Source organism: Novosphingobium clariflavum, assembly GCF_026420865.1.
In the GTDB taxonomy this organism is placed as follows: domain Bacteria; phylum Pseudomonadota; class Alphaproteobacteria; order Sphingomonadales; family Sphingomonadaceae; genus Novosphingobium; species Novosphingobium clariflavum.
The window spans coordinates 127,771-150,748 of sequence record NZ_JAPCWC010000002.1; the positions used below are offsets into that span (position 1 = coordinate 127,771).

Here is a 22,978-nt window from a genome sequence, read left to right on the forward strand (position 1 = left end):
AACTCGTCTTTGGTCTTAGACTTCGACCGCGACGATTTCGCGACCGTTGTAGTGACCGCAAGCGTTGCACAGGTTGTGCGGACGCTTGAGTTCGCCACAGTTCGGGCACTCGTGGAAAGCTTCGACCTTCAGCGCATCATGGCTGCGGCGCATGCCACGGCGGGACGGGGTGGTCTTTCTTTTAGGGACAGCCATTTCGGCACCTGTTCCTGAAACTGGATTAATGTCAAAAAGGCCGCCGGGAACCGTTTTCGCGGACCGGCGGCTTGCGAAGGCGCGCCTATAACCGATTTCTCACCAGTTGCAACCCGTTCGTCCCCGCAGCAAGAACGCGAAATCGACAAAGGGGAAAACGAACCCATGATTCTTCAAACCACGCTGTGCCTTGCGGCGGCAGCGGCCGTCATCACTTTCTGGCACATAGCACGTATCGGTCAGCTGCGCATGCGCGATAAGGTCCTTTTCGGTGACGGCGGTCACGACCTGCTGTCGCGCCGCATGCGCGCCCAGCTCAATTTCGTGGAAAGCACGCCCTTCGTGCTGATCCTCGTGGCCGCCATCGAAATGACCGGAAAGGCGGGCCCCTGGCTCGCCATCGTCGGTGCAGTCTTCATGCTGGGACGCGTTTCGCATGGCCTGGGCATGGACATCCCCAAGCCCAATCCGCTTCGCATGGCCGGCGTCCTGGTCACCGTGCTCACGCTGCTGGGGCTTTCGGTGATGGCCGTGCTGATCGCGCTGGGCCGCTTCTGATCCCGCCGCGCATGGCAGGCAAACAAAAAGGGCGCCGGTCGGACCGGCGCCCTTTTTCATTTAATCCACGGTAAAGATCACGCCGGCAGACCGCGCTCCAACGCCGCATCACCGACATAGGGATTCGTCCGGCGCTCTTCACCAAAGGTGCTGATCGGACCGTGTCCCGGCACAAACGTCACATCATCGCCGAGCGGCCAGAGCCCGGTGGTGATCGAGTTGACGAGATCCTCGAGGTTCCCGCGCGGGAAGTCCCAGCGACCGATTCCGCCCTGGAACAGGACATCGCCCACCATCGCGAACTTGCTCGGCGCATGGTGGAAGATCACGTGACCCGGCGTGTGCCCGGGACAATGGACCACATCGAGTTCCAGCTCGCCCACCGTCACCTTATCGCCATTCTCGAGCCAACGATCAGGCTCGAAAGTATGCGCTTCCATGTTCCAGCGCGGACCGTCGTCATTAAGCTGCGCGATCCAGAACCGGTCCTCCTCGTGCGGGCCTTCAATCGGCACGCCCATTTCCTTGGCAAACACACCCGCCATGCCGCAGTGGTCGAGATGGCCATGGGTGACGAGAATCTTCTCCAGCGTCACCCCGGTCTTTTCCAGCGCCTGACGCAGCTTGGGCAAGTCCCCCCCGGGATCGACAAAGGCACCGCGCATCGTCCGGGTGCACCACAGGAGCGTGCAATTCTGCTGGAGCGGCGTGACAGGAATGATCCCCACCCGCATCGGACGTTCGTCGGCAGTTTCGGTCATGCCGCAGGAGATGGCCGCAAGCCGCCCTGAATGCAACTGCGCTAGATGCGCCCGCCCTTCCAGACGACTCGCCCGATCACCACCACATCGTCGAGCCCGCATTCGATCACCCGGTAGGCCGGATTGTCGCTGAGCAGGGCGATCCGCCCGGCGCCGACCGGTTCCAGCCGCTTGACCAGCACGGCATCGTCCAGACGCACGACATGAATGCCGTCGCGCAGCGGCTGCCAATCGCGGTCGACAAGGATCTCGTCACCATGACGCAGCGTCGGCTCCATCGAATCGCCGGTCACGCTGATCGCGGAGAGCGCATCGGGCCGCAGCCCGAGCGAACGCAGCCACCGCGCAGTGAAGCGCAAGGTGCCGAACGTCTCCTCCTCCCCCGCATGGGCACCCGGCCCGGCAGACGCGCCGACGGCCAGCCGGGGCACATCGACCCATCCGGTCAAATCGTAGGATTTTTCTCCACCCTTGCCCAGCTCCACCTCATCCACACCAAAGAACCGCGCCAGCAGGCTGCGGTCCTGCTCCTCCAGCTTTCGCGGGCTGCCCTTCTTGATGAATTGCTGGAGATAGCTGGCATTTTTACCGATCATCCGGGAGAGCGACGAAAGGCTTACCCCTCGGGCATCGGCGAGTTGCAGCAGGCGGGAGCGGGGGTCCGGGGTTTCCATAATGTAATCCGTAACCGAAGGAAATTTCCTAGACAAGTAGGATTTGGATGCCGAAATTCCCGGAACATTACGAAAACATCCAAAACCGGAGCTTTCACACGATGCTACTGCGCCAGATCGAGCGCTTTCTGCGCCTGACGGAAATGCCGTGGACCAAGTTCGGTCGCCTGGCGACCCACGACCCGCGATTCGTCGCGGACTTGCGCAACGGCCGCAATCCTCGCGCCGGCACCGTGAAACGCGTCGAACATTTCATGAACAACTATCTGGAGAGCCTCCATGCGCACTAATTTCGCCGCCCATCGCGAAGCTGGCCGTAACCACGCCCGCGACGCCGGCGCGTTCCGCTCCATGCTCGAAACCGCCCGCAGCGCGCTGGGCGATGGCGCCGGCAGGCCGCGCGGCCCCTGGCTGCTCCTGCTTTCGGAAGTCCTGCTGCTGGCGGGCAAGCAGGTGGAATTCCTCCATCACGCCGAACGGCCGTGGAGCAGCGCCACCTTCTCCGGTTCGCGCCACACCATTGCGCTGGCATTCGAGGGCGTGGATGCCATCGTCGAGGGCGAGGCACTGATCGCCGCCCTGCCCGATCACGAATTCACCGTGCCGGGGCGAATCGTCGCAGATGCCGCCATCGCCGCGGTCGACCATGCGGCAGGCCCGCCCGCGCGCATGACGGTGGAAGTGGAACTGCTGCTGCTCGACGACTGCTGAGCCGCCGCCTCATACCAACCTGCAAGAAGCCACGCTCGACGCTGGCTTAGATCAATATCCCAGCCCCGGATCGACGACATGGCCAAGCGGTTCACCCGCAACGAACCGCTCGGCATTGGCAAGAAAGCGCTTCTCGCCGCGCGTGAACAGCAGATCCTGCGCCCGCCCCGACAGATGCATCGAGATATGGACATTCTCGCGTGACCATAGCGGGTGATCGGCGGGCAGCGGCTCGGGATCGGTGACATCGAGGAACGCGCCGCCCAGATGCCCCGAATCGATCGATGCCAGCAGCGCCTCCTGATCGACCACGGTGCCGCGCGCGAAATTGACCAGTGCCGCCCCCGGCTTCATCGCCGCAAACTCCGCCGGACCGAACATGCGGTATGTGTCCGGCGTCGAGGGCACGATCAGGATCACCCAGTCGAACCGCCCCAGCACGCCGCGCCACTCCTCCGCGCCCAGCTCCCCCGGCCCCGGACGACGGCGAACGCCGGTCACGTGCGCGCCGAAGGCACGCAGAATTTCGGCGATGCGGCTGCCGATCTCACCGGCGCCGATCACCAGCACCTGCGAATCGAGCAGTTCGCGCTTGCCCGGAGGCTCGGCCAGCCACTCGTGACGGTCCTGCGCGCGCACGACCTCGCGCCAGCCCTTGGCCATCGTCAGCATGCCCATGACGGTGAACTCGGCAACCGACTGCGCGTGGATGCCCCCGCCGTTGGTCAGCGTGATGCCCCGTTCGCACAGCAGGTCGAGCGGCAGCCAGTCGACGCCCGAAGACAGCACGTTACACCACTTGAGCCGTGTTCCCCGCGCCACCGCCTCGCGCGCGGTCGGGCCGTCGATCTGGTGCAGCCAGACCGCATCCGCCTGTTCCACCATGGCAAGAAGCTCACCGCCATCGCTGTACCAGCGCGCCTCGACCCCCGCAGGCAAGCGCCCCTCAAGACCGGGGCGGAACTGCGCGGAGATGAGGACGATGGTCATTGACAGGCTCCGGACAGACATAACAACTTGAAGAAGAGTGAAATTGGCAGGGGAAGCCGACATGGCAAGACGGCAATGGGCATATGCGGTTGCGTTTCTCGGCACGCTGGTCCCGCTCGGTGCAATAGCGCAGGACGAAGGATCGCAGGAAGTCGTGGTCACCGCCGCGCGCCGCGATGCCGAGGACTATTCCGCGACGATGCCCGCGGTGGGGCTGCGCCGAAAGGCCGACTTTGCCATCGTCGAAGTCACCGTATCGGGCGACAGCCGCGACAAGGCCCAGCGCGAGAGCGAGATCTACGACATGATTCGCAGCGCTATCGCCGCCGCGCCGCGCGCCGGGGTGCAACTGGCCTACGGCGAACGCACGCTCCAGCCGCTCACCGCCCAGAACTACCGCAATCTGACGCTGCGCAACGATTCCCGGCCCGACAGCCAGCGCACCAGCTTTCTCGCGAAAGTACCGCTGACCGGCACGATGGACGCCCAGGGCGCACAGGCCGCGATCACGCGTTTCGTGAAATCGGTAGAGCCCGTCGGCCGCGCGCTGATGAGCCAGAGCGACGACCTGACCCTCTCGATCGTCGCCCCGGATCAGTATCGCGGCCAGATCGCCGATGCCATCGCCGCCGATGCCAGGGGCATGGCGAGCCGGCTCGGCAATGGCTACGGCGTGGAAATCGAAGGTCTGCAATGCCCGGTCGAATGGGCGCGCGCCGGCCTTTCCGAAGTGCTGCTCTTCTTGCCCTACAAGCTCAAAGTCGTGCCGGTCGGCTAGGCAAGCTTCCATTCCCAGCCGAGCGGATCGCCGTCCATCGCCTCCACGCCCTTGGCCGCGAGTTCATCGCGCAGCGCGTCGGAGTTGGCGAAGTCCTTCTCCGCCCGCGCAGCCTTGCGGCGGGCGAGCACGTCCTCGATCTCGGCCTCGGTGATTGCGGCGGCCTTGGGGCGGATACGCAGGTCGGCGCGGCCGGTGCCGAACAGGTCGAGCCCGAGCACGGCATCCATACGCTCGACGGCGGCCCGCTTGGCACTCACATCGACCTTCTTGGCGGCCAGCACATCCTCGAGCGCCGTCAGCGCGACGGCGGTGTTGAGATCGTCACGAATGGCCTTCTCGAACGTTTCGAGCATCGGCGCGAGCTTCGGGTGATTGGGATCGCCGGCTTCCACGTCGCCCAGACGCTCCACCACCATGATCATGCGCTTCAGGCGCACGAGCGCGGCGGCAAGGCCCTCCCACGAGAACTCCAGCTCCGAACGGTAATGCGCCTGCAGGCACATCATGCGGTAGCCAAGCGGGTGGTAGCCCTTGTCGATGAGCAGCTGCAGGCGCAGGAATTCGCCAGAGGACTTGCTCATCTTGCCCGACCGCTCGACAAGAAAATTGTTATGCATCCATACCTTGGCGCCCGAATTTGCGGGCACATCGAGGCCGCAGGCATCTTCGGGCCGGCAGCAGAACGCCTGGTTCTGGGCGATCTCGTTGGGGTGGTGGATCTCGCGGTGATCGATGCCGCCGGTGTGGATGTCGAACGGGAAGCCGAGCAGGTCGCCCGACATGACCGAGCATTCGAGATGCCAGCCGGGAGCGCCCCTGCCCCACGGCGAATCCCATTCCATCTGGCGCTTCTCGCCCGCAGGCGTCTTGCGCCAGATCGCGAAGTCGGCGGCATTGCGCTTGCCCTCTACCGCCTCGATGCGCCCTTCACCCTCGTCCGTGACAGCGCGCGCAAGACGCCCGTAATCAGCGACGGTGGACACGTCGAAGTAGAGGCCGCTTTCCAGTTCGTAGCAGTGCCTTGGCGCGATCTTCTCGGCAAATGCGATCATCTGCGGGATGTAGTCCGTCGCGATCGACCACTTGGCCGGCTGACGGATGTTCAGCGCCTTGATGTCGGCCCAATAGGCCTGGGTGTAATGTTCGGCGATGTCCCAGATGGACTGGGCCTGCGCCCTCGCCATCTTCTCCATCTTGTCCTCACCGGCATCGGCATCGTCGGTCAGGTGGCCGACGTCGGTGATGTTAATGACGTGGGTGAGCTTGTAGCCCGCATGGCTGAGCGTCCGGCCGAGAATGTCCGCAAAGACATAGGCGCGCATATTGCCGATGTGGGGATAGTTGTAGACCGTCGGCCCGCACGTATAGACCCGCGCCTCGCCGGCGTGGACGGGCTGGAACGGCTCCAGCTGGCGGGTCAGGCTGTTGAACAGCGTCAGGCTTTGCGTCTCGGTCATGACGCAGGGCAATTAGGCAGGTGCCGGGCGCAGTCAAGCCACGCCCGGCATTGCACTCATTCGAAACCGACGAACTTCACCTGCTCGTCGAGCGCCACGCGCGGGCGATCGAAGGTGTTCACGGCCGTATCCAGCCGCTTGCCGATGGAGAGCCCGCAGAACAGCAGGTGCGTCTCGTCCGACACACCGATGTGGTCCTTGATGAGCCGGGCATAGAGGCCCATCCACTCCTGAGGGCAGGAATCGAGCCCCTCCTCGCGCAGCAGCAGCATGATCGTCTGCAGCCACATGCCCACGTCCGACCACTGCGGCGATTCCATGAAACGCTCGAAATAGCAGACCAGCAGCACCGGCGCGCCGAACGAGGTGACGTTCTGGTTCATGAAGGCCTGGCGCCCTGCCGCGTCGTCCCGCGCGATGCCCATGGCGCCGTACATGAGACCGCCCAGTTCCTGCAGCCGCGCGGCGTGGCGGGGCGACTGCATCGGCGCGGACCAGTTGTATTCCTCGGGATCCTGCGGCTGGCTGGCCAGCATCTTGGCCTGCAGCGCCTTGAGCGGCTCACCGGTCAGCACGGTCGCTTCCCAGGGCTGGAAGTTGCAGCCCGAAGGCGCCATGCGCGCCTTGTCGAGCACGCGGCGCAGCACGTCGAGGCTCACCGGCTCATCGCTGAAGGCGCGGATCGAGCGGCGGCTGAGGACGGCATCGGTAACGTTCATGAAAATCCCTTCGTTGGCGGCGATTTGCAAACCGCCGCCGAACTTGGGACCGGTCGGAGCAGATTCAATACCAAGCGGTAGAAAAATCACTCTTCCTCGAACAGCCCCGCCAGCTGCTCGATCATCGTGCCGCCCAGCTGCTCGGCATCCATGATGGTGACGGCGCGGCGATAGTAGCGGGTGACGTCGTGGCCGATGCCGATGGCGACGAGCTGGACCGGGCTTTTCGCCTCGATCCATTCGATCACCCGGCGCAAGTGCGCCTCGAGGTACCCCGCCGAGTTCACCGAGAGAGTCGAATCGTCCACCGGCGCCCCGTCGGAGATCACCATCAGGATGCGGCGATCTTCCTGCCGGGCCAACATGCGGTTGTGCGCCCAGAGCAGCGCCTCGCCGTCGATGTTCTCTTTCAGCAGGCCTTCGCGCATCATCAGGCCGAGGTTCTTGCGTGCGCGGCGCCAGGGCTCGTCGGCCTTCTTGTAGACGATGTGGCGCAAGTCGTTGAGGCGGCCCGGATGGGCAGGACGGCCACTGGCCAGCCATGCCTCGCGGCTCTGCCCGCCCTTCCACGCGCGGGTGGTGAAGCCGAGGATCTCGACCTTCACGCCGCAGCGTTCCAGCGTGCGCGCCAGCACGTCCGCACTGATCGCCGCGATCGAGATCGGCCGCCCGCGCATGGAGCCCGAATTGTCCAGCAGCAGGGTGACGACGGTGTCCTTGAACTCGACATCGCGCTCGATCTTGTAGGACAGCGACTGGCCGGGCGAGACGACCACGCGGGCCAGCCGCGCGGCATCGAGCATGCCCTCTTCCTGATCGAAGTCCCACGAGCGGTTCTGCTGCGCCATGAGGCGGCGCTGGAGGCGATTGGCCAGCCGCGTGACGATGCCCTGAAGCCCCTTGAGCTGCGCGTCGAGATAGGCGCGCAGGCGGGTCAGTTCCTCTTCGTCGCACAGGTCCGCAGCGCCGACCACTTCGTCATAGGCCTCGGTGAAGACCTGATAGTCGAAGCTCTCCGGAATGTCGGTCCAGGGGCGGTTCGGGCGGACCGGCAGCATGCCCTCCTCGCCCTCGTCGCCTTCCTGGCCCTCGTCCATGTCCGCCGGGTTTTCGCCCTCGGCCTCGGCCTCCCCCTGGTCCTCGCCCCTGGAGGGTTCGGCGGCAGCTTCGGCAGGCTGCTCCTCGCGCCCGCTTTCATCGCCGCTCTCGTCTTCCTCGGTCTGCTCGTCGCCGTCCATCTCGTCGGCGTCCTCGGGCGGCAGGTCGACCTCGTCGGCCTGCGTCATTTCGAGGTGGGCGAGCATGTCGAGCGAGAGCTTCTGGAAGGCCTTCTGGTCCTCCAGCAGGCCGGCGAGCGCGTCGAAATCCTCGCCCGCCTTTGCTTCGATCCAGCGGCGAACCATCTGCACGCCGTCCTGCGCCGCTTCGGGCACGGGCTGGCCGGTCAGCCGTTCGCGCAGCAGCAGCGCCAGCGCGGTCGGCACCGGGACCTTGTCGGGGGCATCGGCGCGGGTAATCGGGTCGCTGGCGATGCGTGCTTCCAGCGAGGCATCGAGATTGTCGCGCATACCGGCATAGGCATTGGCGCCCAGCGCCTCGTAGCGGACCATCTCCACCGCGTCGTAGCAGGCGCGCGCCGAAGGCTCCGACGGGGCATGGCGGCGGTGCAGCGCCTCGTTGTGGTGGCGCAGCTTGAGCGCAAAGCTGTCGGCATAGCCGCGCGCCTGCATCGCGGCTGCGCGCGGTACGGAGCGGCCCGGCATCGGGATGCGGAAGGTGCCCCCGGTCGCACTGGGGGCATCGGCGGTCCAGTTGACCTCGACTTCGGCATCGCCGGCAATGGCGCGCGAAGCGCCGGTCAGTGCAAGCTTGAAGCGGTCGACAGGTGTTTCATCGGACATGACCGCTCAATGGCGGCATAGCCGCGCGGGCGCAAGCCGCTGGAATGGAAAACCCCGGAGGCGCGATGCGCTTCCGGGGTTCGAAATCCTGTCCGGAAAACGCCCCAAGGGGCATTTTCCCGAAGACGGATCAGAGGCTCTGGCCGGTCTTGGCCCAGTCGGCCATGAAGCCTTCGATGCCCTTGTCGGTGAGGACATGCTTGACCAGGTTCTTGATGACCGCCGGCGGCATCGTCGCGACGTCGGCGCCGATGCGGGCGCATTCGAGGACGTGAACCGGGTGGCGGATCGAGGCGGCGAGGATCTCGGTCTCGAAGGCGTAGTTGTCGTAGATCAGGCGGATGTCGCGGATCAGGTCCATGCCATCGAAGCCGTTGTCGTCATGACGACCGACGAAGGGCGAGATGAACGAGGCGCCCGCCTTGGCGGCGAGCAGCGCCTGGTTGGCCGAGAAGCACAGGGTGACGTTGACCATGGTGCCTTCGCTGGTCAGCGCCTTGCAGGTCTTGAGGCCGTCGAAGGTGAGCGGCACCTTGATGCAGACGTTGTCGGCGATCTTGCGCAGGATTTCGGCCTCGCGCATCATGCCGGCGTGGTCGAGCGCGACGACTTCGGCGCTGACCGGACCATCGGTAAGGCCGCAGATTTCCTTGGTGACTTCGATGAAGTCACGGCCGGACTTGGCAATCAGCGAGGGGTTGGTGGTAACGCCGTCAAGCAGGCCGGTAGCGGCCAGCTCGGCGATTTCGGCAGTGTCGGCGGTGTCGACGAAGAACTTCATGGCGGGGTTCCTGTAATGGCATCACGCCCCTCAGGCCCACGGCCCGAGGGTCGATTCTGGCGCCCCCTATAGGCACAGAGCGCCGTGCTGGATACCCCGCCGAACGGCCGAACGATCAGGCCGCCTTGAAGGTGGCGATCAGCAGGCTGTCGCCCGTCGGTGCCGGATCCTGCCGGATGGCCGCCTCGGCCGAGCCGATCTCGTACCAGATGGCATTGTCCGCCTCGAGCGCCAGGGCATGGGCGGCATCGGTGATCGTCACCCCTTTCAGCGCGGCGATCGCCTCACCCAGCGTGGGATCACCGGTCTGCTGCATCGCCCGCTCCATGTCCGGCAGCATGGCATTGACCAGCGCCGGGCCCATCGCCTTGCGCAGCAACGTGGTTGCCGCGGTGCGGCCACCGCCCAGCACTTCGGCGGGGTCTGGAATCGCGACTTGCTTCGCGGCCTGAGCGACCAGCGGCGCTGCCACCACCGCGCTCTGGCTGGCGATGGTGTTGAGCTGGCGCTGCAACTTCATCCTGAAGTCGGCCGAGCGCAGCTTGCGCGAATTGGTCGCACCGGTGCGGGTGAACAGCACCGGCAGCGGAATGCGCGCAACCGGGCTGGTCCAGAACCCATCCGGCTGCACCAGCCAGGTGAAGGCACGCTCCGAGGACAGCCGCATCAGGCGGCGCACCGGCTCGGCATCGCTGGTGAAAGCTCGGCGCAGGCCCGTCGTGGCGCAGCCGGAAACGGCAAAGGCCCCCAGCAGCGCGAAGCCGCCCAGCAGGGCCCGGCGCTCGATCATGCGCCCCTGCCTTGCACCGTCATGTCCGTCCGCCAGGTCCGGCGATCCCCAATTCACCATCATCATGTCCTTCACGCGACCTTACTCCGATGCCTATATGCATTTCAGATGAAACGCATTCGAATCCTTGTCTTCAATGCCGCGCTGGGCGTGCTCGACTACCGCGTGCCCGAAGGCAAGCCCGTCGAACACGGATCCGTGGTGATCGCGCCGCTCGGCCCCCGTCAGGTTCTGGGGATCGTCTGGGAGGCGGAACGCCTGAGCGCGCAAGAAGTGCCCGAAAGCAAATTGCGCCCGATTCTGGAAGTCCTGCCGGTCCCGCCCATCCCCGAGCGGCTCCGACGGCTGATCGAGTGGACGGCGGACTATTACTGCGCCCCGCTGGCCTCGGTGGCCCGCATGGCACTCGGCTCCATGGCGGCGCTGCGCGGCGGCGGGACCACCACCGAGTACAGGCTGACCGGCATGGAACCGGCACGCCTCACACCGCAGCGCGCCGCAGCGCTGGATGCACTGCAGGGCGAGCAGGCCTCGATCAAGGAACTGGCGGAGCTGGCCTCGGTGTCCGACGGCGTGCTGCGCGGCATGGTCGGCGCGGGATTGCTGGAGCCGGTCACGGTCGATCTCGACCGCCCCTATCCGCGCGCCGATCCGGGATTCGCGGTCCCGGAACTGTCGGAGGGACAACAGGCCGCCGCGGATGTCTTCGTCGAAGCCGTCCGCACCCCCAGGTTCGCGCCGTTCCTGCTCGACGGGGTCACCGGATCGGGCAAGACCGAAACCTACTTCGAGGCTGTGGCCGAAGCGCTGCGCCTGAATAGGCAGGTGCTGGTGCTGCTGCCGGAGATCGCGCTCACCGAAAACTTCCTTCGCCGCTTCGAACATCGCTTCGGGGTGTCGCCGATCCTCTGGCACTCCTCGCTCAAGTCCAGCGAACGCCGCCGTGCATGGCGCTCCATCGTTCTAGGGGACGCTCAGGTCGTCGTAGGGGCACGTTCTGCCCTGTTTCTGCCTTACGCCCATCTTGGCCTGATCATCGTCGACGAAGCCCACGAAATCTCGTTCAAGCAGGACGACGGCGTACGCTACAACGCCCGCGACGTGGCCGTCATGCGCGCCAAGTTCGAGGCGTTTCCGGTCATCCTGGCCAGCGCGACGCCCGCGCTCGAGACAATGCAGCTCGCCGAAGCCGGGGTCTACCGCAAGATCGACCTCCCTGCCCGTTTCGGCGGCGCGCAATTGCCCGACATCCAGATCGTCGACTTGCGCCAGGAAGCACCCGAACGCGGCAAATGGCTGGCCCCCCGCCTGGTCGAGGAAATGAAGGCGCGCCTGGCACGCGGCGAGCAATCGCTACTGTTCCTCAATCGGCGCGGCTATGCGCCGCTGACGCTGTGCCGCCACTGCGGCTACCGCTTCCAGTGCCCCAACTGCACGGCATGGCTGGTGGAACACCGCTTCTCCCAGCGCCTGGCCTGCCATCACTGCGGCCACGAAGTGCCGGTGCCCGAGGCCTGCCCTGAGTGCGGCACCGGCGACTGCCTGGTCGCCTGCGGCCCCGGCGTTGAGCGCATTGCCGACGAAGTGGCCGAAATCCTGCCCGAAGCGCGCGTTGCGCTGGTGACCTCGGACACGATGAACACCGCCGAGGCCATGAACGAATTTGTCGCCAAGGCGGAAAACAAGGCGATCGACGTGATTGTCGGCACCCAACTCGTCACCAAGGGCTACCACTTCCCGGAATTGACGCTGGTGGGCGTGGTCGATGCCGATCTCGGTCTTGAAGGCGGGGACTTGCGCGCAGCCGAACGCACCTACCAGCAGGTCGCCCAGGTCGCCGGACGCGCCGGGCGCGGCGAGAAACCCGGCGAAGTGCTGATCCAGACGCGCCACCCCGAAGCCTCGGTCATCGCCGCGCTCGCCGCTGGCGACCGCGATGCGTTCTACGCCGCCGAAATCGAGGCGCGGCGCGATGCCAATGCCCCTCCGTTCGGGCGCTGGGCCGCGATCATCGTGTCATCGGAGGATCAGGCCGAGGCCAAGGCCGCCGCCCGCACCATCGGCGGCACCGCGCCAAATCTGCCCGACATGCTGGTGCTGGGTCCTGCCCCCGCGCCGCTGTCGCTGCTGCGCGGACGCCACCGTTTTCGCTTGTTGATCAACGCAAAGCGCTCGGCCGAACTGCAGCGGGTGCTGCGCGAATGGCTGGAGCCGCTCCAGTTCCCGCGCGGCGTGCGCGTCCATATCGACGTCGACCCCTACAGCTTCGTCTGAGCGCTCTCACGCCGAAGCAATTCGCGCTTGATCGCCTCGCCGTAGGCATAGCCGCCGATCGATCCATCGGAGCGGATCACGCGGTGGCAAGGGATCAGCACGGCCACGTTGTTGGCGCCATTGGCCGACCCCGCAGCCCGAACCGCGCCGGGCCTGCCGACGGCAGCGGCAATCTGCGCATAAGTCCGCGTCTCCCCGGCAGGAATCCGCTGCAATTCGCGCCAGACCGCCTGCTGGAACGCGGTGCCCTGCACGTCGAGCGGGATCGCCCGCGATTGCCCCGGCTGCTCGACGGCCGCGACGACATCCCTTGCGATCCGCGCGAAGTCCTCGCCGCCTTCGACCAGGTCGGCCTTGGGGAAGCGCTCGGCGAGTTCCTCGCGCCCCTCACCGAACGACAACCGGCATACGCCCTTGTCGGTGGCGGCGACCAGCATCGGCCCCAGCGTGGTCGGCACGACAGACCAGTGGATCACCACCCCTGCACCGCCGCCACGCCAAGCCGAAGGCACCATGCCCATCCGATCGTCGCTGCCCTCGTAAAACCGGGACGCCGCACCAAAACCGGCTTCGTAGATCGCCGCGGTCACGCTGGCACCACTGCTCAGCGCCTCACCAGCACGATCGAAGCGCCGCGCACGGGCATATTCGGCGGGCGAAAGCCCCACCGCCCGCTTGAACACACGCTGGAAATGCGTGGGGCTATAACCGACCGCCCCCGCCAGTTCGGAAAGCCCCGGCGCGACGTCACCCACCGCGTCCAGCATCTTCAGGGCCCGATTCACCGCCTCATCGTCGCGGGAAACTTCATTGGGCCTGCATCGCAGGCAGGCCCGCAGCCCGGCGAGTTCTGCCTCACCGGCCTCCGCAAAGAAGCGCACGTTCTCCCGCTTGGGATGGCGCGCCGAACAGGACGGACGGCAGTAAATGCCGGTGGAGAGAACCCCGGTAACGAAGCGCCCGTCGAAGGACTTGTCCCGCGCCATCACGGCCTGCCAGGCCCGCTCCTCATCGAGGTGGGCGTGATCGGCTTGGGCGGTCGTCGGGGTCACAAGCCATCTCCCTCTCGTTCGATCCGGGCCGCAAAACAGCCATAGGCGGCGTTGTGCGCATGAACGCAGGCCACACGCGGTTCGGCAAAGAGCGCAGCGATCCCCGCCTCCACCTCTCCCGGCCAAGCCAGCAGCGCCCGCACTATCATGCCCTCATCATCAAATCCACGCAGCGACATCGTCCGGCCGGCGAACACCGGCGGCAGCCGATCGATCCACGGTTCGGGCCGCGACACGCCCTCGCGAATATATATCGCATGTGCGGTTCGATAGGGATTCGCCACATCGTGGCTCGTGAAATTGATCAGCAGAACCCGCTCACCGCGCCGCGCATCGTCAAGGCTGACACGGCACGGGAAGCCGGGATGCGCATCGGCGACTACCATTCGTGCGCCGGAACGTCTCAGTTCCGCGTCACTCATGAAGAAATAGGGGGCGAAATCATCTGCCTCCAGGCCAACGATTCGAAAAGACACTGCCACACTCCTGCCACGCTTCAGCCGAAGTTCTGCAGCACCTGCACCGCCCCCGCTTCCCGCACCTTGCTTTCAAACCGCTTTTTTGGGCATTGTCCCCAGGTGGCCACCCGCACCTTGCATAGTAACACTATCGTCGCTATGCGCGCCCCGTCTGCGGGCCGGGGGGCACGTTATATTCGTGTACCCAAGTGCCTCAGCCCACCCGATGTAAGGATAGGACACGCGTGGAGAATTCCGGCGGCATCAAAGCCAGCTTGCAAGGGCGCTACGCTTCGGCGCTGTTTGACCTTGCCAGCGAGAACGGCGTCGTAACGAGCGTCGAGGGCGACCTCGAGCGTATCGGCGCTGCGATCAAGGAAAACGGCGATCTCGCCGACCTGATTCGCAATCCCGAAATCAGCCGCAACGCGGCCGGTGCGGCCATGGAGGCTGTGGCCGACGTGCTTGGCCTGGCACCCCTGACGAAGAATTTCGTCGGCGTGCTGGCGGCTAACCGTCGTCTTTCCGCGCTGCCCGAGATCATTCGTGCCTTCGCCGCGATCGCCGCTGCCCAGCGCGGCGAGGCGACTGCCGAAGTCACCACCGCGCACCCGCTCAACGACGCTCAGGTCGAAGAGCTGCGCCAGAAGCTGGAACTGCGCGAGGGCCGCAAGATCAGCGTGAAGACCAGCGTTGACGCCGATCTGCTCGGCGGCCTGGTCGTCACCATCGGCTCCAAGCGCATCGACAGCTCGATCCGCACCCGTCTCAATTCGCTCGCCCAGGCCATGAAGGGCTAAGAAAGGCACCACAATGGACATCCGCGCCGCAGAAATCTCGAAGGTCATCAAGGACCAGATCGCCAATTTCGGCACCGAAGCCCAGGTTTCGGAAGTCGGTTCCGTGCTCTCGGTGGGTGACGGCATCGCCCGCATCCACGGCCTCGACAAGGTCCAGGCCGGCGAAATGGTCGAATTCGCCAACGGTGTGCAGGGCATGGCCCTCAACCTCGAAGCCGACAACGTCGGCGTCGTGATCTTCGGCTCGGACGCCGAGATCAAGGAAGGCGACAGCGTCAAGCGCACCAACACCATCGTCGACGTCCCCGTCGGCAAGGGCCTGCTCGGCCGCGTGGTGGACGCTCTCGGCAACCCGATCGACGGCAAGGGCCCGATCGTCGCTGAAAAGCGCGCCCGCGTCGAAGCCAAGGCTCCCGGCATCATCCCGCGCAAGTCGGTGCACGAACCCGTGCAGACCGGCCTCAAGGCGATCGACGCCCTCGTCCCCGTCGGCCGCGGCCAGCGCGAGCTGATCATCGGTGACCGCCAGACCGGCAAGACCGCCGTCGCCATCGACACCTTCATCAACCAGAAGGAAGCGAACGCAGGCGACGACGAGTCCAAGAAGCTCTACTGCATCTACGTCGCCGTCGGCCAGAAGCGCTCGACCGTGGCGCAGATCGTGCGTCAGCTCGAAGAAAACGGCGCGATGGAATACTCCATCGTCATCGCCGCAACCGCTTCGGAGCCCGCTCCGCTGCAGTACCTCGCGCCCTACACCGGCGCCGCGATGGGCGAATTCTTCCGCGACAACGCGATGCACGCCGTGATCGTGTACGACGACCTTTCCAAGCAGGCCGTCGCCTACCGCCAGATGTCGCTGCTGCTGCGCCGTCCTCCGGGCCGCGAAGCCTACCCGGGCGACGTGTTCTATCTCCACAGCCGCCTGCTTGAGCGCGCCGCGAAGATGAATGACGAAAACGGCAACGGCTCGCTCACCGCGCTGCCGATCATCGAAACCCAGGCGGGTGACGTCTCGGCCTACATTCCGACCAACGTGATCTCGATCACCGACGGCCAGATCTTCCTTGAAACCGGCCTGTTCTACCAGGGCATCCGTCCGGCCATCAACGTCGGTCTGTCGGTGTCGCGCGTCGGCGGTTCGGCCCAGACCAAGGCGATGAAGAAGGTTGCCGGCTCGATCAAGCTCGAGCTCGCGCAGTACCGCGAAATGGCGGCCTTCGCCCAGTTCGGTTCGGACCTCGACGCCTCGACCCAGAAGCTCCTCAACCGCGGTGCGCGCCTGACCGAGCTGCTCAAGCAGAAGCAGTTCTCGCCGCTGAAGTTCGAAGAGCAGACCGTGTCGATCTTCGCTGGCACCAACGGCTACCTCGACGGCCTGCCGGTTTCGAAGGTCACCGAGTACGAAGCCGAAATGCTCGACTTCATGCACGAGAAGCACGCCGACGTCCTGGAACTGATCCGTTCGACCAAGGACTTCGGCGACGAAGCCAAGGCGAAGACCAAGGCTGCGCTCGACGCGTTCGCCAAGCAGTTCGCCTGAGATTGACCTGATCCTCCGTTCCGGTTGCCTGCAAAGGCAGCCGGGACGGAAAACGGAGAGAAACGAGTGGCTTCGCTCAAGGAACTCAAAGGCCGCATCAACTCGGTCAAGTCGACCCAGAAGATCACCAAGGCCAAGCAGATGGTCGCCGCGGCCAAACTGCGCAAGGCGCAGGCCGCCGCGGAGTCCGCGCGTCCCTACGCCGCGCGTCTCGCCGAGGTGATGGGCTCGCTCGCCAGCAAGATCACGGTCAGCGAGAACAGCCCCAAGCTGCTCGCCGGCACCGGTAGCGACAAGGTGCATCTGCTCGTCGTCGCCAACTCGGACAAGGGTCTGTGCGGCGCTTTCAACTCGAACATCGTCAAGGCCGCTCGGGTCAAGGCGCGCGAGCTGGAAGCACAGGGCAAGACCGTCCTGTTCTACCTCGTCGGCCGCAAGGGTCGCGCCGCGCTGCGCCGCGAATTCCCCAAGCAGATCGCCCATATGTTCGACACCACCGATGTGCGTGACCCCGGCTTCAACGAAGCCGAGCGCATCGCCGACGAACTGGTGGCCATGTACGAGGCCGGCAAGTTCGATGTCGCGCACCTGTTCTATTCGAAGTTCCGCTCGGCGCTTCTGCAGGAGCCGACCGACCAGCAGATCATCCCGGTTCCCGCCCCCAAGGCGGTCGTGTCCGGCGATGCCGTGACCGAATACGAGCCGGAAGAGGAAGAAATCCTCGCCGCGCTGCTGCCGCGCTACCTGCGTACGCAGATCTTCGGTGCACTGCTGGAGAACGCCGCTTCCGAACAGGGCGCGTCGATGACTGCGATGGACAACGCCACGCGCAACGCCGGCGACCTGATCCAGAAGCTGACGATCCAGTACAACCGCAGCCGCCAGGCCGCGATCACCACCGAACTCATCGAAATTATCGCGGGCGCGGAAGCGCTCTAAGACATCGCAGGCAAGGAAACCAAAATGGCCACCGCACCCGTGCTAAACCAGACCGCCACTGGCAAGATCAGCCAGATCATCGGCGCCGTCGTCGACGTCACCTTCGAAGGTGAACTGCCGGCAATCCTCACCGCGCTCGAGACCGAGAACAACGGCCAGAAGCTGGTTCTCGAAGTCGCGCAGCACCTCGGCGAGAACACCGTCCGCACCATCGCCATGGACGGCACCGATGGCCTGACCCGCGGTCAGCCCGTCGCCAACACCGGCAAGCAGATCTCGGTCCCCGTCGGTCCCAAGACCCTCGGCCGCATCATGAACGTCGTCGGCGACCCGATCGACGAGCGTGGCCCCGTCGGTTCGGACATGTTCGCCCCGATCCACGCCAAGGCTCCCGAATTCGTCGACCAGTCGACCGAAGCGGCGATCCTGGTCACCGGCATCAAGGTCATCGACCTTCTCGCCCCTTACGCCAAGGGCGGCAAGATCGGCCTGTTCGGCGGCGCCGGCGTGGGCAAGACGGTTCTCATCCAGGAACTGATCAACAACATCGCCAAGGGCCACGGCGGCGTCTCGGTCTTCGCGGGCGTCGGTGAACGTACCCGTGAAGGCAACGACCTCTACCACGAGTTCCTCGACGCCGGCGTTATCGCCAAGGACGCCGAAGGCAACGCCACCTCTGACGGTTCGAAGGTTGCCCTCGTTTTCGGCCAGATGAACGAACCGCCGGGCGCCCGTGCCCGCGTCGCGCTCTCGGGCCTGACGATGGCCGAGTACTTCCGCGACCAGGAAGGCCAGGACGTTCTGTTCTTCGTCGACAACATCTTCCGCTTCACCCAGGCGGGCGCGGAAGTGTCGGCTCTGCTCGGCCGTATTCCTTCGGCCGTGGGCTATCAGCCGACCCTGTCGACCGACATGGGCGCGCTGCAGGAACGCATCACCTCGACCACCAAGGGCTCGATCACCTCGGTCCAGGCGATCTACGTCCCCGCGGACGACCTTACCGACCCGGCGCCGGCCGCCTCGTTCGCGCACCTTGACGCAACGACCACGCTGAACCGCGCCATTTCGGAACTGGGCATCTACCCGGCCGTCGACCCGCTCGACTCGACCTCGCGCGTTCTTGAGCCCCGCGTCGTCGGCGCCGAGCACTACGAGACCGCCCGCAAGGTTCAGGAAACCCTGCAGAAGTACAAGTCGCTTCAGGACATCATCGCGATCCTGGGCATGGACGAGCTTTCGGAAGAAGATAAGCTCACCGTCGCCCGCGCCCGCAAGATCCAGAAGTTCCTGTCGCAGCCGTTCCACGTCGCCGAAGTCTTCACCGGCATTTCGGGCAAGTTCGTGCAGCTCGAAGACACCGTGAAGTCGTTCAAGGCCGTCGTCGAAGGCGAATACGACCACCTTCCGGAAGCAGCCTTCTACATGGTCGGCGGCATCGAGGAAGTGGTCGCCAAGGCCAAGAAGCTGGCCGAAGAGGCGTAAGCGATCATGGCTCTGCACTTCGAACTCGTCACGCCGGCGAAGCTCGTCCGCTCGGAAAGCGTCCACATGGTGGTCGTCCCCGGCACTGAAGGCGAGTTCGGCGTGCTGGAGGGCCACGCGCCCTTCATGTCGACCGTCGCTGACGGCGCCATCAAGGTCTACAAGACCGAGAGCGGCATGCCGGAAGAGATCCGCATCACCGGCGGTTTCGCCGAAGTGGGCGAAAAGGGCCTGACCGTGCTGGCAGAGCACGTCGAAGGCTGATCTCGCAGCAGGCCATACGGCTTTGAAAAGGGGCGTCGCCGGGCAACCGGGGCGCCCCTTTTTGCATTTATCGCTTTGGTAACCACTGCATGCCTAGGAATACTCGCAAATCTGCGAGATCCTCATGACAAGCATGCCGCTGACGTCGCACTTCCCGCGATCAACCACTATCCCTGCACGATCCCTTGTGGCGCGTCTGTGCGCAAGCCGCACCGCGCAGTTTCTTGTCATCCTGGCACTGGCCGTGGCGTTCCGGTTTCCCGCGTACGGCGAATGGAACTACGCCATCGACGACCAGTACTACGCCCTCGTAGGCCACCGCCTGCTCGACGGCGACTTGCTCTATGTCGACATCTGGGACCGCAAGGGCCCTGCCCTCTATCTGACCTTTTCGCTGATCGGACTGATCTCGCGCTCGGCGATCGCCTATCAGCTTGCGGCCACCCTGGTTGCCGCGATGGGCGGTTACGGCGTCAATCGTATTGCCAGACGGCTCGCTCCCGCACAGTGGGCGCTGCTGTCCGGCGTGGTCTACATCGCCCTGCTCAATCGCTTCGAAGGTGACAACGCCGAGGCCGGCGTGTTCTTCAACACCTGGCTGATCGCGGCAGCGGCGCTGATCGTCTCGCGCCTCAATCGCCTGCGCCGAGGCCACATCGACCGCGCCGTCGTTGCCGCCTTTGCCTGCGCCGGGATCGCGATCGCCTACAAGCAGTCGGCCGCGATCGAAGGCGCCTGCTTCGGCCTATTTGTCATCGTCATGCTCCTTCGCGGCGGTTGCAAACCACTCTCCGTGCTCTGGAAGGCCGCTCCGCTTGCGCTGGCAGGAGCGCTGCCGATGTTGCTGACCGGGCTGTTCTACCTTGCACGCGGTCATTTCCCCGAGATGTGGACCGCGCTTGTCGAATCCAATCTCGCGCGCGGCTATGCCGACCCCGGCATCCGCTTCAAGGGCCAACTGGTCATGATCGGCATGCTTGGCATCCCGCTGGTTTTTGGCGGCATCGGCCTGCACCGCTTCGTCACCGAGGCGCGAACCTGCGGCGAACCGCAACGACGGGAGGTTCTGGCGTTCGTGTGCCTCTGGCTCGCCGCCGCGCTGTTCGGGCTTGCTACCTTCCCCAACATCTACGTCCATTACGCCCAGTCGACCCTGGCGCCGTTTGCCATCCTTTGCGCGGGCTACTTCATCGATCGCCGCAGCCCCTGGCTCGGCATCGGCGCCCTGATCGGCGTGAGCCTTGCGCTTTCCGGCACCTTCCATCTCAAGGACCGCTGGCGCGCCCGCCCGGCAGCGCGCGAGATGGTGGACTACATCCTTGAGCAGACCCCACGGCGCGACATCTTCGTCTGGGGCAATCCGAACTTCCTCTACGCCGTGGTCGGCACCCGCCCGCCCAGCGTGCTCGCTTTTGCCCCGCACATGTATGAGGGCCGCGAATGGACCGGCATCGACGAGGTTGCAGCCTTGCGCCAGGTCCTTGCCGGCCGCCCCTCCACCGTGATCTCGCAGTTCCCGATCCAGGCCGCGCCGCTCAACATGACGAACGTCCGGCAGGTCGAGGATTATGTCCGCGCCTGCAAGCGCCAGCGCAAGTTCACCATCTACGATCACAACGGCCCGCAAGTGCAGACCGTGTTCAGCGGCTGCGGACGATAGCCTCGAAATCCCGGCGCGAGCCGTCGCGGCATTAGGAAGTTATCAAAGTTTCAACCTTAATCCTCTGCATATTCGCACAGGTTCCCGGGGAAACCCGGGCAATCGTGGCGCTGGAAAGGTTTAGTGAGACATGACGGCATTCGGGCGACGTAACGGCATCGGAGGGATGGGCCAGGGCGCGCGTCCCGCGTTCGGCGTGGCCAAGCCGCTGAAGAGCAGCGCCGGCGAAAAGGCACCTGCCCCCGGCTCTTCGCCGCTTCCCGGCGGCGACCAGTTCCCGCCGGTTCCGGGCATGGACGGCCCCTCCTCCGCCCCGCAGAACCTGCGCGACGACGCGATGTCGCGCCTTGCCGAACGTTCCAACGCGGTGCACTCGGGCGAGTCGGAACAGGGCGGCTTCGAAGCCTCGATCCACAAGATCAAGGAACAGGTGCTGCCCCGCCTGCTCGAACGCGTCGATCCCGAGGCCGCCGCCACGCTGACCAAGGACGAGCTTTCCGAGGAATTCCGCCCGATCATCATCGAGGTGCTGGCCGAACTCAAGATCACCTTCAACCGCCGCGAACAGTTCGCGCTGGAGAAGGTGCTGATCGACGAACTGCTCGGCTTCGGCCCGCTGGAAGAACTGCTGAACGACCCCGACGTCTCGGACATCATGGTCAACGGCCCCAACCAGACCTACATCGAGAAGAAGGGCAAGCTCCAGCTCGCCCCCACCAAGTTCCGCGACGAGCAGCACCTGTTCCAGATCGCCCAGCGCATCGTCAACCAGGTCGGCCGCCGCGTCGACCAGACCACGCCGCTGGCCGACGCCCGCCTCAAGGACGGCAGCCGCGTCAACGTCATCGTGCCGCCGCTCAGCTTGCGCGGCACCGCGATCTCGATCCGCAAGTTCTCCGAGAAGCCGATCACCATCGACATGCTCAAGGACTTCGGCTCGATGAGCGAGAAGATGGCGACAGCGCTCAAGATCGCCGGGGCCTGCCGCATGAACATCGTCATCTCGGGCGGTACCGGCTCGGGCAAGACGACGATGCTGAACGCCCTGTCCAAGATGATCGACCCGGGCGAACGCGTGCTGACCATCGAGGACGCTGCCGAACTGCGCCTGCAGCAGCCGCACTGGCTGCCGCTCGAAACCCGCCCGCCGAACCTTGAAGGGCAAGGCGCGATCACCATCGGCGACCTCGTCAAGAACGCGCTGCGCATGCGTCCTGACCGCATCATCCTGGGCGAAATCCGCGGCGCCGAGTGCTTCGACCTACTCGCCGCCATGAACACCGGCCACGACGGCTCGATGTGCACGCTCCACGCCAACAGCCCGCGCGAATGCCTTGGCCGTATGGAGAACATGATCCTGATGGGCGACATCAAGATCCCCAAGGAAGCCATCAGCCGCCAGATCGCCGAATCGGTGGACATCATCGTGCAGGTGAAGCGCCTGCGCGACGGTTCGCGCCGCACCACCAACATCACCGAAGTGATCGGCATGGAAGGCGACGTCATCGTCACCCAGGAGCTCTTCAAGTTCGAGTACCTCGACGAGACCGACGACGGCAAGATCATCGGCGAGTTCCGCCCCTCGGGCCTGCGTCCCTACACGCTGGAGAAGGCCCGCCAGTTCGGCTTCGACCAGGCCTACCTCGAAGCCTGCCTCTGAGCACGGGCTCTTCACGTTTCACACCCGGTTGACACGCAAGCGGGTGTGAAACGCTGTAGACTTGTGACGTCGGGCGCATCTGATACGGCCAGGCGATCGAGCTGAGCCAGGTAGGCCAGAAGCGCCGAATTGTCGGCCTTTCGCTCGGTCGCGACGTGTCGCCCCCGGTACATTCGCACCTTGAGCACGCCATAGAGCGCCCTTTGCGCCCGCTCTTCGCGTGTGACCTTCCGATTTCGAGATCGGTCGCCTTTCGCTGCGGCGCCAGTCACCGTGTCCCAGGCCGCGGCAAAGCTGCCTGCCCCCGGCCGGCGCCGCAGCCGATAGGCGGTCTCGCGCGCCATGCCCGCCCGGCGGGCAGCGTCACGCACCGAGCCGGTTTCCGCCAGGGCGCCGAGGAAGGCCGCCTGCCGGGCCGGAGTCCAGCCATCGGCGCGGGCGCGCATGGGCACGGGAGCAAAAGCGGGAACCCGCAGATGGCGGGCCTTGCGGCGCGGTGACGTGAGCTTCATCCGCAAGGTTAGGTCA

At 65.3% G+C, this 22,978-nt stretch carries 24 protein-coding genes; 12 read left to right on the plus strand and 12 right to left on the minus strand.

Features of this window, described 5'->3' with window-relative positions:
• Nucleotides 1-15: 15 nt before the first annotated feature.
• Entirely contained in the window at nucleotides 16-195 is a 180-nt protein-coding gene (rpmF, locus tag OKA11_RS02880) for a 50S ribosomal protein L32 (protein WP_031342399.1), read from the minus strand.
• A 165-nt stretch (nucleotides 196-360) separates the two neighbouring features.
• Here rpmF and OKA11_RS02885 point away from each other — a divergent pair, with 165 nt between their 5' ends.
• Nucleotides 361-753, plus strand: coding sequence for an MAPEG family protein (locus tag OKA11_RS02885; RefSeq protein WP_267218732.1), 393 nt, complete (start codon nucleotides 361-363; stop codon nucleotides 751-753).
• A gap of 77 nt (nucleotides 754-830) precedes the next feature.
• Here OKA11_RS02885 and OKA11_RS02890 read toward each other — a convergent pair whose 3' ends face one another.
• A complete protein-coding gene (locus OKA11_RS02890; protein WP_288803836.1) occupies nucleotides 831-1,514 on the minus strand; it encodes an MBL fold metallo-hydrolase in 684 nt (227 codons plus the stop codon).
• Between the two features lie 41 nt (nucleotides 1,515-1,555).
• A complete protein-coding gene (locus OKA11_RS02895) occupies nucleotides 1,556-2,188 on the minus strand; it encodes a S24 family peptidase (RefSeq protein ID WP_142633340.1) in 633 nt (210 codons plus the stop codon).
• Between the two features lie 101 nt (nucleotides 2,189-2,289).
• On the opposite strand from OKA11_RS02895, the gene OKA11_RS02900 reads away from it, so the two are divergent.
• Nucleotides 2,290-2,478 carry a hypothetical protein gene (locus OKA11_RS02900; RefSeq protein WP_142637578.1) on the plus strand — a complete coding sequence of 63 codons (189 nt, stop codon included), beginning with the start codon at nucleotides 2,290-2,292 and terminating at the stop codon, nucleotides 2,476-2,478.
• Complete coding sequence (locus OKA11_RS02905; RefSeq protein ID WP_267218733.1) at nucleotides 2,468-2,899, plus strand: hypothetical protein; 432 nt, start codon at nucleotides 2,468-2,470, stop codon at nucleotides 2,897-2,899. The genes OKA11_RS02900 and OKA11_RS02905 overlap by 11 nt, the downstream gene beginning before the upstream one ends.
• Before the next feature lie 51 nt (nucleotides 2,900-2,950).
• Here OKA11_RS02905 and OKA11_RS02910 read toward each other — a convergent pair whose 3' ends face one another.
• Entirely contained in the window at nucleotides 2,951-3,889 is a 939-nt protein-coding gene (locus OKA11_RS02910) for a D-2-hydroxyacid dehydrogenase (RefSeq protein WP_267218734.1), read from the minus strand.
• A 61-nt stretch (nucleotides 3,890-3,950) separates the two neighbouring features.
• Between OKA11_RS02910 and OKA11_RS02915 the strand changes: the two genes are divergently transcribed.
• Complete coding sequence (locus OKA11_RS02915; RefSeq protein WP_267218735.1) at nucleotides 3,951-4,667, plus strand: TonB-dependent receptor; 717 nt, start codon at nucleotides 3,951-3,953, stop codon at nucleotides 4,665-4,667.
• On the opposite strand, the gene cysS is transcribed toward OKA11_RS02915, so the two are convergent.
• The 5 genes from cysS to OKA11_RS02940 form a co-directional block, all read right to left on the minus strand.
• Nucleotides 4,664-6,127: a cysteine--tRNA ligase gene (gene cysS / locus OKA11_RS02920; protein WP_267218736.1), complete on the minus strand. Its 1,464-nt coding sequence runs from the start codon at nucleotides 6,125-6,127 to the stop codon at nucleotides 4,664-4,666. The genes OKA11_RS02915 and cysS overlap by 4 nt on opposite strands.
• A gap of 56 nt (nucleotides 6,128-6,183) precedes the next feature.
• A complete protein-coding gene (locus OKA11_RS02925; protein WP_267218737.1) occupies nucleotides 6,184-6,846 on the minus strand; it encodes a nitroreductase in 663 nt (220 codons plus the stop codon).
• Nucleotides 6,847-6,932: 86 nt separating this feature from the next.
• Nucleotides 6,933-8,747, minus strand: a complete 1,815-nt coding sequence (cobT, locus tag OKA11_RS02930; protein WP_267218738.1) for a cobaltochelatase subunit CobT — start codon at nucleotides 8,745-8,747, stop codon at nucleotides 6,933-6,935.
• A 130-nt stretch (nucleotides 8,748-8,877) separates the two neighbouring features.
• Nucleotides 8,878-9,528, minus strand: coding sequence for a fructose-6-phosphate aldolase (gene fsa, locus OKA11_RS02935; protein ID WP_267218739.1), 651 nt, complete (start codon nucleotides 9,526-9,528; stop codon nucleotides 8,878-8,880).
• A 115-nt stretch (nucleotides 9,529-9,643) separates the two neighbouring features.
• Nucleotides 9,644-10,318, minus strand: coding sequence for a DUF4197 domain-containing protein (locus OKA11_RS02940; RefSeq protein ID WP_267218740.1), 675 nt, complete (start codon nucleotides 10,316-10,318; stop codon nucleotides 9,644-9,646).
• A 108-nt stretch (nucleotides 10,319-10,426) separates the two neighbouring features.
• Between OKA11_RS02940 and OKA11_RS02945 the strand changes: the two genes are divergently transcribed.
• Complete coding sequence (locus OKA11_RS02945) at nucleotides 10,427-12,592, plus strand: primosomal protein N' (RefSeq protein ID WP_267218741.1); 2,166 nt, start codon at nucleotides 10,427-10,429, stop codon at nucleotides 12,590-12,592.
• Here the strand turns inward: OKA11_RS02945 and OKA11_RS02950 are convergent.
• Both OKA11_RS02950 and OKA11_RS02955 read right to left on the minus strand, forming a co-directional pair.
• Nucleotides 12,577-13,644, minus strand: coding sequence for a bifunctional transcriptional activator/DNA repair enzyme AdaA (locus OKA11_RS02950; RefSeq protein WP_267218742.1), 1,068 nt, complete (start codon nucleotides 13,642-13,644; stop codon nucleotides 12,577-12,579). The two genes, OKA11_RS02945 and OKA11_RS02950, sit on opposite strands and share 16 nt — an antisense overlap.
• Nucleotides 13,641-14,120, minus strand: coding sequence for a DUF1203 domain-containing protein (locus OKA11_RS02955; RefSeq protein ID WP_267218743.1), 480 nt, complete (start codon nucleotides 14,118-14,120; stop codon nucleotides 13,641-13,643). The genes OKA11_RS02950 and OKA11_RS02955 overlap by 4 nt, the downstream gene beginning before the upstream one ends.
• A gap of 227 nt (nucleotides 14,121-14,347) precedes the next feature.
• Here OKA11_RS02955 and OKA11_RS02960 point away from each other — a divergent pair, with 227 nt between their 5' ends.
• The 7 genes from OKA11_RS02960 (at nucleotide 14,348) to OKA11_RS02990 (ending at nucleotide 22,450) form a co-directional block, all read left to right on the plus strand.
• Nucleotides 14,348-14,902 carry a F0F1 ATP synthase subunit delta gene (locus OKA11_RS02960; protein WP_267218744.1) on the plus strand — a complete coding sequence of 185 codons (555 nt, stop codon included), beginning with the start codon at nucleotides 14,348-14,350 and terminating at the stop codon, nucleotides 14,900-14,902.
• Nucleotides 14,903-14,915: 13 nt separating this feature from the next.
• Entirely contained in the window at nucleotides 14,916-16,445 is a 1,530-nt protein-coding gene (gene atpA, locus OKA11_RS02965) for a F0F1 ATP synthase subunit alpha (protein WP_142633321.1), read from the plus strand.
• 66 nt (nucleotides 16,446-16,511) lie between these two features.
• Nucleotides 16,512-17,384: a F0F1 ATP synthase subunit gamma gene (locus tag OKA11_RS02970; RefSeq protein WP_142633319.1), complete on the plus strand. Its 873-nt coding sequence runs from the start codon at nucleotides 16,512-16,514 to the stop codon at nucleotides 17,382-17,384.
• 24 nt (nucleotides 17,385-17,408) lie between these two features.
• Nucleotides 17,409-18,866 (plus strand): F0F1 ATP synthase subunit beta, encoded by a 1,458-nt coding sequence (atpD, locus tag OKA11_RS02975; protein ID WP_142633317.1) that lies wholly within the window; start codon nucleotides 17,409-17,411, stop codon nucleotides 18,864-18,866.
• 6 nt (nucleotides 18,867-18,872) lie between these two features.
• Nucleotides 18,873-19,130, plus strand: a complete 258-nt coding sequence (locus OKA11_RS02980) for an ATP synthase F1 subunit epsilon (RefSeq protein ID WP_207078664.1) — start codon at nucleotides 18,873-18,875, stop codon at nucleotides 19,128-19,130.
• A gap of 187 nt (nucleotides 19,131-19,317) precedes the next feature.
• A complete protein-coding gene (locus OKA11_RS02985; protein ID WP_267218745.1) occupies nucleotides 19,318-20,790 on the plus strand; it encodes a hypothetical protein in 1,473 nt (490 codons plus the stop codon).
• 130 nt (nucleotides 20,791-20,920) lie between these two features.
• A complete protein-coding gene (locus OKA11_RS02990; protein WP_267218746.1) occupies nucleotides 20,921-22,450 on the plus strand; it encodes a CpaF family protein in 1,530 nt (509 codons plus the stop codon).
• Between the two features lie 11 nt (nucleotides 22,451-22,461).
• Here OKA11_RS02990 and OKA11_RS02995 read toward each other — a convergent pair whose 3' ends face one another.
• Nucleotides 22,462-22,968 (minus strand): hypothetical protein, encoded by a 507-nt coding sequence (locus OKA11_RS02995; protein WP_379489375.1) that lies wholly within the window; start codon nucleotides 22,966-22,968, stop codon nucleotides 22,462-22,464.
• Nucleotides 22,969-22,978 lie beyond the last annotated feature (10 nt).